Below are 14,414 nucleotides of genomic sequence, written 5' to 3' on the forward strand. Positions count from 1 at the left end.
CTATGACGCAATCTATCCAAAAAATCCTAATCGCTAATCGCGGCGAAATCGCATGTCGTATAATTCGAACAGCCCACAAGTTAGGCTTCTTTACCGTGGCTATTTACAGCGACGCCGACCGTAATGCACTACACGTACAACAAGCGGATGAAGCCGTGTATGTGGGCGCTGCCGAAGCCACTGCCTCGTATCTTAATATTGAAAACGTTATTGAAGCTGCATTGCGCACCAACGCACACGCCATACACCCAGGGTATGGTTTCTTATCTGAAAATTCAGACTTTGCGAAAGCGTGTGAACAAGCGGGTGTAACTTTTATTGGCCCCAGCGCGCATGCTATTTCGCTAATGGGCAGTAAGCGCCTTTCAAAAGTTGCCATGCTTCAAGCCAACGTTCCCTGTATACCCGGTTACGAAGGCAGCGATCAAAGCGACGCTACGTTAATCGCCAAAGCAGAAGAGATAGGCTTCCCCATAATGGTGAAAGCCAGTGCCGGTGGTGGCGGAAAAGGTATGCGTTTAGTTGAAACAATAAAAGACCTACCTGCACAAATATCAACAGCGCGCTCAGAGGCCCGTAATGCGTTTGGCAGTGATGAGCTTATTTTAGAACGCGCCTTAATAGCCCCGCGACACATCGAAATCCAAATTTTTGCAGACCAATTCGGGAATACACTTTATCTAGGAGAGAGAGACTGCTCTATTCAACGCCGGCATCAAAAAGTGATTGAGGAAGCCCCTTCTCCTTTTGTGGATGATGCATTACGTCAGCATATGGGAGAAGCTGCCGTAGCGGCTGCAAAAGCATGTAACTATAGCGGTGCAGGTACGGTTGAGTTTTTGGTGGATAGCGACAAGCACTTCTACTTTTTAGAAATGAACACACGTTTACAGGTAGAGCACCCTGTAACCGAACTCGTGACCGGGCTAGATTTAGTGGAATGGCAGTTGCGAATTGCATGTGGTGAAGCGCTGCCTTTAACACAAAAAGACATTCACATTACCGGCCACGCCATTGAAGTACGCCTGTATGCGGAAGATCCCAGACACTATTTTATGCCGCAAACGGGGGAAATAAAGGTTTGGCACCCCCCTACTAATGCCAGAACCGACCATGGTATTCAACACAACATGGCCGTAAGCAGCCACTATGATCCTATGCTCGCGAAAATTATTGTAGGGGCGGAAAACCGAACTTCGGCGATACGCAAAATGGCGCGGGCACTGGGTGAAACCCAGCTATTAGGGGTAAATACCAACAAACAATTTCTACAGAATATTATTCAAAGCCCAGCATTTTCGTCAAACGATGTTACTACTGCGTTTATCTCTTTACACGCCGACAATGAAGCCGTGCTAGGTAGCGCTCGGCCCTCATTTTCTCAATTTGCAAAAGCCGCGCTGCTTTTTTCAATATTGAAGAATAAAGCGTGGCTAGCAAAAGAAGCTACTGAGACAAGATGGCAGCAGTCCACCCACTTCGCCTACCCAGTAATACTGGTTTGCGGCGAGATTAAAGCGTCACTTACCGTTACTGCGCAAAACGGCCAATATCGTATTTTCAATACCGCCACAAAAGAACAAACGTCTTTGAAATTAGTCTCGTTCGGCGGGCATATACTGGAAGTTGAAGAAAACCACCATCGAAAGAAAGTGGCATTTTCGGCGGCCGATGACACGCTATATATAGATGAAGGAGCAGGACATTTTACATTCACCTGTGTTACGCACACCAAAACGGCTGGCCAAAATAAACAACACTCAACTGAGATAAATACCGTTATGGATGGGGTTATCGTTGCCGTATTGGTAGAAGACGGCGCTACTGTTAACGCCGGCGATACGGTGGCCATTATGGAAGCGATGAAAATGGAGCATCCGTTAAAAGCAGCACTAACGGGAACCGTACAGCTTAACAGCATAGTTGCCGGCGATCAGGTTAAGTCGAAACAAACCATTGCCACTATATTGCCGGCTAGCGAGGTGACTCATGAGCAAGCGTAACATTCGTATTGGTGGCGCGTCAGCGTTTTATGGCGACAGTCAGCTTTCAGCCAGACAGCTGGTGGATAAAGGGAACCTAGACTACCTTATTTTTGATTACTTAGCCGAAGTAACAATGGCCATTCTTTCGCAAGCTAAAAATAAGAATGACAACCTGGGCTATGCCGCCGATTTTGTTACCGTTGCCATGAAAGACGTATTGCAAGATTGTGCACAGCAAGGAATAAAGATCGTTGCCAACGCAGGCGGAGTTAATGTTCCCGCCTGTATAGCTGCGTTAAAACAGCTGTGTTCTGAACTCGAAATCGATTTGAATGTAGTGGGAGTATTTGGCGACAACTTGCTCACCGATGCGCAAGAAAAGTTACGCGCCAATAGCAATACTAACGATATAGATACAGACAACAGCTTACCTGACACGCTCGCCTCGATGAATGCATATTTAGGTGCTAAACCTATTGCTGATGCATTAGACGCCGGGGCTGACATAGTGGTAACCGGAAGAGTAGTAGACAGCGCGCTTGTACTCGGCCCTTTAATGCATGAGTTTTCATGGGCAAATGACGATTACAACACCCTTGCGCAAGGCGCACTAGCAGGGCACCTCCTTGAATGCGGGGCACAATGCTGTGGGGGCAATTTCACCGACTGGGAACACGTGCCCGATTTTGCAAATATGAGCTACCCCATTGCAGAGGTAGAATCAACAGGTGCGTTCACTATTGAAATACCCCCTGATACCGGTGGTTTAGTCACCCCACATACCGTTGCCGAACAACTACTTTATGAAATAGGCGACCCTGCCAAATATCAGCTACCGGATGTATGTTGCGATTTTACGAGTGTTTCATTAACACAAACGCAAACTAACGTAGTAAAGGTAACAGGGGCAAAAGGTGCTGCGCCTGGCAACCACTATAAAGTGTGTGCCACATACATAGACGGCTACAAGCTCACAGGTACTTTTTTTATTGCTGGTTTCCATGCCAAGCAAAAAGCACTTACCAATATTGAAGCGTTAATCGCTCGAACCGAGCTAGCCCTTAGGAAAAAGGATATTGCGCCGTTTCGTAACACATGCATTGAAATTCTAGGCAGTGAAGCAACCTTTGGCCCGCACGCCAAAGCAGGAGGGGCACGGGAAGTCATCGCCAAATTTACGCTTCATCATAACAATATTAAAGCGCTCTACTTTTGTGCAAGTGAAATGGCATATTTAGCCACATCTGCCGCCCCTGGTATGGCCGCTTTTGGGGCAGGACGCCCTAAGCCGCAGCCGCTTATACGGGTTCATTCGTTTTTGATCGACAAGGCTAATGTGGTTGTTAGCGTGCAAAAGAATGACACGTTAGTAAAACGCGCGACCTACGAAACACAAGCACCACATTGCTTATCTACAGGCGCGATCTACACAAATATTGACGCTGGAAGCGCCTTTGAAAATGAAAACAAGATAACGCTTCCGCTAATAGAGTTAGCGTGTGCCCGAAGCGGTGACAAGGGAGATAATTTGAATATAGGCGTCGTTTCCCGTCACCCACAGTTAACGTCTTTTCTATACCACACCTTAACCGCTGAAGCGGTGAAAAACTTTTTTAATTACGCAGTAAAAGGCGACGTCTACCGATACGATTTACCGGGCATTGGCGGGTTCAATTTTTTGCTAAAACGGGCGTTAGGGGGCGGTGGAACTGCGTCGCTTCGTACCGATAGTCAAGGCAAATCGGCGGCACAAACGCTGTTAACTATGCCAATTGAGGTACCCGCATCTCTCATTTTGTTCACAAAACACAAAGGTGAGTAAATGCCTTATCAATCTACGCTAGCTCCGCATAGCTTTTCGGAACAAACCATAGTGGTTACCGGAGGAGGAAGCGGCATAGGACGTTGTACAGCACACGAACTAGCCGCGCTTGGCGCAAACGTTGTGTTAATAGGCAGAAGCGAAGAAAAGCTTATTAACACCGTAAACGAAATTAACAGCGATGGCGGTACCGCTAACTACCAATGCCTTGATATTCGTAATGAAGCCGACGTTTTAAAAACCATAGACGCTATTCTTCAGTTACATACGCGGGTACATGGTTTAGTTAACATGGCCGGCGGGCAATTTCGCGCCCCGCTAAGCCATATATCTCAAAACGGCTTTGAGCGTGTAGTACAAACTAACCTTATTGGCGGTTTCCTCATGGCCAAAACGTTGTTTAATAAACACTTTAAAGAGTTTGGCGGCAATATCGTTAACATTACCGCAGACAACAAAAACGGCATGCCAGGTATGGGCCATTCAGGCGCAGCAAGAGCCGGGGTTGAAAACTTAACAAAAACAGCCGCATGGGAATGGGGGCCTTTTGGTGTAAGAGTTAACGCTATCGCACCTGGCTGGGTTGCATCATCGGGCTTAGACGCCTACCCAGATGACATGAAACATGCCATTCGAAATTTAAAGCACGCTGTTCCCTTAGGAAGGATTGCCAGTGAAGCAGAAATAGCGTCTACCGTGTGCTTCTTACTAAGCAAAGGCGCAAACTTTGTAACGGGACAAACCCTATTTGTAGACGGAGGAGCAAGTATGGGCTCAGCCCCCGCACTCTACCCACTTAAACATACTCACCACCCAGCCACCGATACGTGGGATGGCTTCCACAGAAGCATCACCCCAAACGTTTTGCGTTAACCACAAGGATATAAGCATGAATACACAGCATTTAGAAAAAAACTTGGTAGAGCGCGTAGCCATTGGTGACTTGTTGAGACGGCGCGCCAGGGACAGCGGCGAGTTGCCAGCCTTGGTTGACTTTCACAACAATAGTCGCCGTGAAGTGACTTACCGTGAACTCAATCGCAAAGTGAATAAGCTAGCCAACGCGCTGATAAAAGAAGGCCTTGTTCAAGGCGACAAACTGGCGGTACTGGCCACAAACCAAATTGATGTAGTGGTTACCTATTTTGCTTGCTACAAACTAGGCGTAATTGTTGTGCCTATTAACTTTATGCAAAGCGTGGACGATGTTAAGTTTAATATTGAACACAGTGGTTCAAAAGTTATCGTGTACGACCCCCTGCTCTGCGACTTAGTACATGCAAGCGCTTCTAATAACCAGGCTATCAAATTTACTATTCAACTTGGCGAAGAGAAAGGCAAAGCTAACTACGCGTTTGAATCGTTCATTGAACAAGATGCCGTTACCGAAATTGAAGACCGAATTATATGCGACAGAGACACCGCGCATATGATTTACACCTCTGGAACCACATCTAAACCTAAGGCTGTAGAAACCTCCCACCTTTCACTTACCATAGCCGCACTTACTGCAGCAATAGAACTTGAACTAAGTGCACAGTGTAAAATGCTGCTCGTTTTGCCATTGTTTCATTGCACTGCGCTTTCTATTTTATATCCAACCCTATTACGTAGTGGCTGCTGCACGCTTCACGCGACATTCGACCCTATGCAAATAGCAGATAGCTTTGAAAAAGAAAAAATAGAAACCTCAGTGCTATTGCCAATGATGTGGAACGCCCTTATGGCTACCCCCAATTTTGATAAACGTGATTTAAGTCATTTCAAATTAGCTATATATGGCATGGCCCCTATGAGTGAACAAAACCGACAACACATTCGCGATACCTTTGGGTGCAAAATTCATTTAGGCAGTGGGCAGACAGAATTCAGCCCTGTGTCGAGTTTGTTTAAAGATGGCTGTGACACTGAGTTTGAAGAAGGAAATTATTGGGGAGTGCCACTTTGTTTTAACGAACAAGCCGTGATTAACGAGCAAGGACAAGAAGTAGCCCAGGGGGAAACCGGAGAAATAGTATGGCGGGGCCCACAAGTGATGAACGGCTATTACAAAAATGAACAAGCAAGCCAAGCAGCCTATAAATACGGGTGGCATCATACGGGTGATTTAGGCTTTATTGATAGTAAAGGCCAATTAATGTTCATAGATAGGGTAAAAGACACCATCAAATCTGGCGGTGAAAATGTGTCGTCTCAAAAAGTAGAGCAGACGCTTTGCATGATGAAAGAAGTGGACGCCGCTGCAGCCATAGGTGTTCCCCACCCTCACTGGGGTGAAGCGGTCTGCGTATGCATAGTAGGTGAGAATTTAAGTGAGGAAACATTACCGGCTATACAAACGTTTTGTAAACAAAGGTTGGGTAAATTTGAAGTTCCTAAGCACGTATTTATCTGCGATACCCTGCCGATGACCAGTACGGGAAAAATTCGAAAGGTTGAACTGCGCGAGCGATATAAAGACTTTTTTACGCAATAAAGTGCTGATTTAATAAAAATAACAGCGCCCCCGTAATGGGCTGTGAAGCAGTAAGATTAAAGCAGGCTGATGCAAAGAGTAATAGCAACATCGTAATGCCGCGTTATTAGCCTTTCAAGTTGTTATTGAAGGCGATGGTGCTACTACAGGTGTAGATCTTTACGTTGTGAAAGAATAGTTAACTGGCTATCCTCTTTCAACGAACATAAAAAGAGAATAGAAGAGAAAAAGATGCTTCGTATGATTAGAAAAATTGTAGCACTTATACTGATTCTCAACCCCAACCTTGTTTTCGCAGAAACTAAGGTTCTGTTTATAGGAAACAGCTTTACATTCGGCTATGGTTCGCCAGTTAAATACTATCGGGCGAAGTCAGTTACTGACCTAAATAATGAAGGAATCGGTGGCGTTCCTGCTCTTTTTAAATCTTTTACTGTGCAAGCGGGTCTAAATTACGATGTATATCTAGAAACGCATGGCGGTAGCGATTTTAATTACCACTTAAATAACGAATTGGATGTCATTGGCTCACAGTCTTGGGATCAAGTGCTCATGCACAGTTATAGTACGCTGGATAAAGAAAATCCTGGTGACCCTGAGTCATTAATTAAATCAACGGCGAACCTGTCAGAATTTTTGCATGGTTTAAATCCAGATATAGAAGTCTATATTACCGCAACTTGGTCTCGACCAGATTTAATCTATAAAGCTGACCGCCGATGGTCTGGTACGCCAATAGAAAAAATGGCACTCGACGTTAGAGCAGGCTATAACCTAGCAGCGCAGTCTCCTTATGTTACAGCAGTAAATGCTGTAGGCGAGGCTTGGACTCAAGCAATGAAATTAGGAATTGCCGATACGAACCCCTACGATGGCATTGAATTTGGTAAAGTTAGTTTGTGGACGTGGGACTATTACCATGCAAGTGCATACGGATATTATTTGCATGCTTTAATGGCGTTCGGAAACCTAACGGGTTTAGACCCACGCTCTCTAGGTGAAAATGAATGTTCAGGTTTTGAACTTGGCATGTCTCAACATCAAATTAAGATGTTGCAACAAGCCGCTTTCGAACAACTTATTAAAGACAAAAGACTAACGCCCTCCTCGCTTTCTAAACCTAAATTCTCACAACAGCCAAAACGTTGTTCAGCTATGTAAATACTGAGCGGAGCAATACTCTCTTCTATTTATTACCATTTTTTACTCAAAGGAATGTAGATTTAGAACAAAAGCTTTGAATATTCCTCAATCACTGGGCTATGAGTGGGTACAGCATCTCATCCAATCAAAAAGCTATAGCCCCCACTTAACGTATCTTAAATAGATACAAGAAGCTCTCGCAAATAAACAACTTCGAAAAACCTTCTGTTGTAATACTTAGCTGCCAACTCACGAATACCGGATTATCCGCCTTTACACATGAATAAAACCAATAATAAACTGCTTAAATACGCAATATTGTTGTTAAAAAGTAAATTAAATGCTTAAATTGAGTTAAATCTTTAATAGATACAGTGAGTGAGCTATGCAATTATTACGTGGGCTAGTTGTTGGCGTATTTTGTCTATCTGTTATTCAGTCGGTATTCGCAGGTGTAACAATAGAAGAAGTAGCAGGAGTCGATTCAAGTAATCAGGCAGGTTGGTGGATCCCTTTAGCGATACATGATGGCGATTCATATTTTTCTTTTAATTCTCCTGGCTCATCAAATAGCAAACATAAAGTAAAAGTAGCTAAACGAAATTCGTCAGGGGTTTGGGTATCGGGGTTCTTAAAAAATGCTGACGGTAGTATTTGGGAGCACAGTGATGACAACGGGCATGATCAACCTACGATAGCGGTAGATGGGGATGGGGACATCCACGTTTTTGCCGACCACCACAATGACAGTTGGCGATATTTTCGCTCATCAAGCCCTACTGATATTAATAATTTGCTAAGGCGCAATGACATAATTAATGTCGGTGGAATTTACACCTACCCTATTGCAGCTACATCTCCAAATGGCGATATATATATGATAGTGAGGGACACGAATGGGTCAGATGTAGGTAAAGGCCAGCTACTTTATTGGAATAACAATACTAATGAATGGAGTTTCATAGGAACGTTCGCTAGCCAAACTAATACTCGAGTTTACCCAGATGATTTGGTGGTTGATAGCAACGGGGATGTGCACATTATCTGGGAATGGGCTTACGGCCATCCTCGAGCAGATAGGCACTACGGAAGTTACCTAAAGTACGAGCCAAACACGGGTTTATTCAAAACGGTTGATGGCAACACAGTAAGTACTCCAGTAAGCCTATCAACACCCAATATTTTCTATCAAGGTTTAGAAAGTGGAGAGTCTTTCACTTCAGCAGACACAGGTAAGGGTATTCAGACCGCCAAATTAGCGTTGGGCAGCACTGGCCGCCCTAGTATCGTATATCGCTTCCGTACCGATGAAATTAGCAGTGGAGGGCGAGATTACGAGGTTTTTCGTATTCGCTGGAACGGTACAGGTTGGGTCGATAAAACAAGTATATACAGCGCGCAAGATACTATAGCTGCGTTGGGTCATACGATTGTTGGGGATCGCGTAAGAGCCTACTTTGTAAGCAACGACAAGCAATTGCATGTAGCAGAGAAAACTGGCGGTAGCGCTTGGGCGTCTTATATTTTGTCCCCAAACAAATCTATTGAACGGGTAAATGTTAAGGTAAAAGATACTAATGAAGATGTTGTTTACGCGTCAGCGCCTACTTCGGTGAATTCAAATTCGGGGAAGTTATATGCGTTGTTCGTTGATAGCGATCTAACTGATATCCCAGAGCCTGTTGTTCCTACTGTTTACGAAGCTGAGGACTTGTACTTTACTAACACGGCGACGGTGAGCATTCTTTCCGATGTAAGTGCTAGTGAGGGTAAGTACGTCATGTTGCAAGATAATACGGTAAATGACTGGGTCGAATTTACCTTGCCCAATGTCGAGGTTGGAACTTACACCGTCAAGTATAGTTATAAAACTCATAGCATTCGAGGCATAGCAAAATCTGGGTATGAGGGGACAGATTTTGCTACATCAGTGGATCAATACAACGCTGCAGTAAGCTGGCCTATGACGATACTAGGAACTATTAATGTCGCCACGGCGGGCGATAAATTATTAAGATTTACAGTGGAAGGTAAAAACCCCAGTAGTTCAGGGTATAAAATCTCCATAGATAAAATTGTGCTTGAATAGCATGCCTCTCGAAAACTTGGAAGTACCATCATCGCAGAATTAATAACCTACGATAAGTACGACAATAGTTCATTGAATATACGCTACAGTCGGCATATTTACGGCAATAAGTTGAAATGAGATGCCAAAAGAAACAAGTGAAAACATCCCCCTTTATTCTCGCTCAATTCCCGGTGCGAGAGAAGCTATTGATCAAGAGTCTATCGAATCGCAAGATGTTACCGGACGCTTTGTAATAAACGTCAGTCAACCACAATTAACTGCTTATTGGCCTAGTTCAAAAGTGCACAATGGCGGCGCGATAGTAATTTGTCCGGGTGGTGGTTATCGAGGCCTATCTGTAGACTTAGAAGGCCATGCTATTGCTGTGGAGTTGGTTAAATTGGGTATTAGTGCATTTGTTCTTAAATACCGAACGCCCTCCACTATTACTATGGACAACCCCAAGATGGGGCCTTTGCAAGATATACAACAGGCCCTGCACATTATTAATACCCAAGCGACTAATTGGCAAATTAATGCCGAGAAAATTGGAGTAATGGGGTTTTCTGCGGGCGGGCATTTAGCCTCAAGCGCTGCGGTACACTATAACCGACCAGTACCACGAAACACTGTCCCCAAGCTACTTAAGCCAGCATTTCAAATTTTGATATACCCCGTGATCAGCATGGATCCAGCTATTACGCATATACAATCTAAGACATTACTATTAGGCGAACAGGTTAGTGCGGCAGATATTCGGTATTTCTCAAACGACATGCAGGTAACCGAGGATTCTCCTCCAGCCTTCATTTTACATGCTAATGATGATAGCCACGTACCTGTTGAGAATTCTATAAGGTATTATCAAGCGCTAAGGAAATCACAGGTGCCTGTACAACTTTTGACACTCCCCCATGGAGGGCATGGCTTCGGTATGTACCACCAGTATACTTGGTTTGAGACATTAAAAATGTGGCTGAAGCTTTATGATTTTATACGTTAAGAATTGACGTAGTATTATTCAATTTCTTTGGCTTTATTTTTTAATAACGTAACTAATTCTTCTGTAGCTTCTTCTGGGATCCAACCAGAAAGCGCAATAGAACTGTGCATATTGCCTTTCACATTAACTGCTATAGTAACTGAATGATGTGGTAAGTGGGTTTTATAATGTGTTTGCATCTTCACATAACCTTGCTCGCGGAATTGTCTCAGTGAACTCAATAAACTTTCAATACCTTCTGGAAACCCCGGAATATCGCGATCTTGATATAAACCTCGCACTTCCTCTTCTTCGAGCTCTGACAATAAAGAGATACCCGTCCCGCATTCTGTTGCGGGGAAATACCCCAGGCGACCCAACGGACTTTCTTCCCCCATATCAGGTAGAGAGTGATAAAGATAAGTCACTTTATCGTGCCATAGCACGCCCATGGCCACTACTAACCCATATTTCTTTAGCTCTTCTAATGGCTTAATAGCTTTTGTGGTTACACCTGAAGCGCATAAACCTTGCGCAGCCAAAACCAACATCGCTGGGCCTGTGACATACTTACGGTCATTATTTTTTTGCACTAAGCCAATATAGTCTAACGTTCGCAGCAAGCGGTTTACTCGTGTTGTGTCCAGCTCCAAAAAGCGCGCTAATTCACGACATCCCACTGGACGTTCAAATGAAGCTAAGCCTTGTAAAACATTTATTCCCTCAATAAGACTATGGTTTAACTGGCTACCGTGTTTTTTGAGACTTGAACATGATCGACTTTTTACGTTTATTTTTGTTAAGGCCATTTTACATAAAAGAAAGCGAGACCGTACTAAAAATACGGTCACACTTTCATAGGATGGAAGCGGCTCTCTTCTGTTACATTAGTAGTTAACTGAAACAGACAATTTATATGTAGTTCCGAACTCAACATTACGTTGTATCGCTTCTTCATAAGCAGCATATTGCTTTTGTCTGGTATCCAGCAGATTAACAGCTTGAAAGTTTAGGCTAACATTGTCGTTAATTTTATAGTTCGCGGTAGCCGCTAAATCTTGATAACTCTTGTAAAATACGCCGTTATCTCCTGCCCCTAAATGACTTAAGTACTCATCTCGCCAGTTGTAAGCCAACCTCACACCAAAGGATTCAATTTCATAATAGAGCACCATATTGATGTTATTTTCTGACAAACCAGGGATAGGCAAACTATTCCCACGACCATCTTCAAATGGCGTCTCACTGTCTATATATGAGTAAGTTGCCATAATACCTGTGTTTTCAAAAAAACCTGGTAGTGAAGTAAACGCTTGCTGGTACAACACTTCTAAACCTTGGATGGTCCCGCTTTCACCATTGATTGGTTGTTCAACAAATACTTGCTGACTATAGTTGGGCAAGTCTCGGGGTTGAATTGTATTAACAATGAAAGACTCTACATCTTTATAAAATACACCGGTGGATAAAATACTACTTTCACCGAAATACCATTCAGCAGAAAAGTCTAGCTGATTGATAACAAAGGGATCTAACTCGGGGTTACCGCCGCTAGCTGTATAATCTCCCCTTACAAAAATACCGCTACTTAAATCGGACGTATTGGGAAAGGTTAGCGTACGCGCAGCCCCAAACCGTAATACAACATCATCAGTCAAATCCATTTTGAGCACCGCAGAAGGTAAAAGCTCTGAGTGTGAAACGTCGGTTGTAAATGGTGTTGCAGCGCCGGTAGCCACATCTTCAGAATGACCTTTAGATGTTAAATCTCTCTGCACATAGCGCACACCAAAATTACCAGTGATGTCATAGCCACCCCATTCACTTGAAAAGTTTGCTTGGGTATAAAAGGCCAATAGATCTTCAGCGATATCATAAGAAGGTGAAAGGTCATGTGTGGTTGCACATTCTGCAGTTTGTGCGGCGTCATAAAACTCGCTTAGTGTGGTACATCCCTGCCACTTACTTTTGTCCACTACCAAATATTGCTCGTTAACAGCCGGACCATCACCAGAGAAAAAGTTACTGTTGCTGTACATGGTGTAAATTTGGGGAAGCGCAGTTATCGCAAAATTGGGAGTCATTGCTCTGGCGACATAATCATGATCGGTTTCTAGCGAATTTGCCCGGGCACCAAACTCTACTGACGTGAAGAAATCACTATCGAAATATCGAGTGAAGTCTAACCTCACTGCTGTATCGGTGGTTTCATCATGAGCCGTATTATCATAAATAATGGCTAGATTAAGCCCTTCTGGCGAGGTTAAATCTGCCCCTCCAAAAATAATATCTGGCGCATCATCACCGGCTAACAGATTGAAATCCACTTCTGCTGCTTCTGCAGTTTGGAAACGCATGAAATCTTGTTGCGAATTAGACGTTGAATCTGTGTAAGCAAGCTCTCCATTAACCTCCCAATCGTCGCTATACCACTTAAAACCAATTGCGGTACTCGTAAACTCCGTAAAGGCGGGAGCAAATTCGGTATTAGTCTGTACCGGTCTATTTACACTGGCTGACGTTAGCACGCCATTATCGGAAATTTCGGTATTATCATAGCCACAACATGTCCAAAATCCTGTCCAGAATCGGTCACGATCTGAATCTACTTTGCTATAGAAGCTATCGATATATAAGTCTAATGTATCAGTGGGTTGCCATTGTATCATGGCATTCAAACCGGTCCTTTCTCGTTTATCATTGATTTCCCAATATCGAATATCATTAAAAACCAATGTTTCGTCATTCGGGTCGGCAGTTACCGAGGTATCATAACTATAACCAGAGAACGTATTAAGCCCTTCTTCTTGAAATACCAAACTGGCTTTTGAGGCAGCCACCTGTATACCTAAAGTATTTTCTAAAAAACTATTTGAATAATATATAGATGCTTCGGTACCGTTGTCCGAGGACAAATCATTATAGGAACCAGTAACGCTGGCAACGATTTTCTGGCCATCGTTGTCTAATGGGCGGCGAGTCTTAATATTGACAATCCCCCCCAACGCGCCTTCAATTTCTTTTGCGCCGGGTAGCTTAGATACCTCTAAGCTAGAAACTAAACTAGAGGGTATAAGGGATAACATACTGTATGACGAAGACTCCAACGTATCTGGCCCTTTATCGCCGCGCCCCCCTGCTGTAGTCACTTGGCGACCATTAACCAAAATTACATTTTGACTTAAGCCTCGAATGGAGATTGTGCTGCCTTCTCCAATTCCTCGCTCCAATTGTACGCCTGAAACCCTTTGTAGTGACTCAGCGACATTAGTATCTGGAAGTTTTCCCATATCATCTGCAGAAATTGCATCTACAAACTGGACGCTGTCTCGTTTAGTGGCGACGGCTTGAGTCAGCTGACTTCTTATGCCTGTTACCTGGATAAGCTCTACATCTTCATCGTTCTTTTCATCTTGTTGAGCGTGTGCGTAGCTCGACAATGTCAAAGCTACAGTACCCATAGTGATTATTGCTGTAGCTATGCTATTTCGCTTTAAATTGTGTCTTTTAAAATTGTTCATTGTGCCCCCTTGATTAATAAGACATCACACTTGCAAGAATAATCTTGGTCATTACGTGTGCCCGTATACCTAAAACACTTATAAATCTATTATAGACACATTACAAGACCTTTTGATTTTATTTATTTACATTTTAAACATTTTGTTAACGCTAGAGGGTTGTAATGAATAATATCCATATTGTCCGAGCGATTGTAATAACCAAGTGCAAAACAACAGGTTATTAAATAATACAAATTAACAACAAGTTCACATTGACATGTTTCTATTAGTGATACATTATTCATCCTAATTGAGTGGTATCAATACAATTATGATTAACCACAATATATCGTTATGCCGCGAAGGTTAAACTGTTAACTCTCTGATCGCAGCGTATTGTCGTTATTATTGGGGTCTTCGACTTCAATCGTT

General features: G+C 43.5%; 9 protein-coding genes. 7 read left to right on the top strand and 2 right to left on the bottom strand.

Annotated features, from left to right (window positions below; genetic code table 11):
- Positions 1-2: 2 nt before the first annotated feature.
- From GTH32_RS04625 to GTH32_RS04655, 7 genes are all read left to right on the top strand, one after another.
- Positions 3-2,003 carry an acetyl/propionyl/methylcrotonyl-CoA carboxylase subunit alpha gene (locus tag GTH32_RS04625; RefSeq protein WP_163084071.1) on the top strand — a complete coding sequence of 667 codons (2,001 nt, stop codon included), beginning with the start codon at positions 3-5 and terminating at the stop codon, positions 2,001-2,003.
- Entirely contained in the window at positions 1,990-3,807 is a 1,818-nt protein-coding gene (locus GTH32_RS04630) for an acyclic terpene utilization AtuA family protein (RefSeq protein WP_163084072.1), read from the top strand. Before GTH32_RS04625 ends, GTH32_RS04630 begins: the two co-directional genes overlap by 14 nt.
- Positions 3,808-4,680, top strand: a complete 873-nt coding sequence (locus GTH32_RS04635) for an SDR family oxidoreductase (protein WP_163084073.1) — start codon at positions 3,808-3,810, stop codon at positions 4,678-4,680.
- A 16-nt stretch (positions 4,681-4,696) separates the two neighbouring features.
- A complete protein-coding gene (locus GTH32_RS04640) occupies positions 4,697-6,283 on the top strand; it encodes a class I adenylate-forming enzyme family protein (RefSeq protein WP_163084074.1) in 1,587 nt (528 codons plus the stop codon).
- Positions 6,284-6,523: 240 nt separating this feature from the next.
- Positions 6,524-7,444, top strand: coding sequence for a PEP-CTERM sorting domain-containing protein (locus tag GTH32_RS04645; protein WP_203565360.1), 921 nt, complete (start codon positions 6,524-6,526; stop codon positions 7,442-7,444).
- A gap of 367 nt (positions 7,445-7,811) precedes the next feature.
- Positions 7,812-9,515: a BNR-4 repeat-containing protein gene (locus GTH32_RS04650; RefSeq protein WP_163084076.1), complete on the top strand. Its 1,704-nt coding sequence runs from the start codon at positions 7,812-7,814 to the stop codon at positions 9,513-9,515.
- A gap of 121 nt (positions 9,516-9,636) precedes the next feature.
- On the top strand, positions 9,637-10,500 hold the full coding sequence (locus GTH32_RS04655; RefSeq protein ID WP_163084077.1) for an alpha/beta hydrolase: 864 nt from the start codon (positions 9,637-9,639) through the stop codon (positions 10,498-10,500).
- A 14-nt stretch (positions 10,501-10,514) separates the two neighbouring features.
- On the opposite strand, the gene GTH32_RS04660 is transcribed toward GTH32_RS04655, so the two are convergent.
- On the bottom strand, positions 10,515-11,288 hold the full coding sequence (locus tag GTH32_RS04660; protein WP_163084078.1) for an IclR family transcriptional regulator: 774 nt from the start codon (positions 11,286-11,288) through the stop codon (positions 10,515-10,517).
- A gap of 78 nt (positions 11,289-11,366) precedes the next feature.
- Positions 11,367-14,000: a TonB-dependent receptor gene (locus GTH32_RS04665; RefSeq protein WP_163084079.1), complete on the bottom strand. Its 2,634-nt coding sequence runs from the start codon at positions 13,998-14,000 to the stop codon at positions 11,367-11,369.
- Positions 14,001-14,414 lie beyond the last annotated feature (414 nt).

The organism is Alteromonas profundi (assembly GCF_010500865.1).
In the GTDB taxonomy this organism is placed as follows: Bacteria; Pseudomonadota; Gammaproteobacteria; order Enterobacterales; family Alteromonadaceae; genus Alteromonas; species Alteromonas profundi.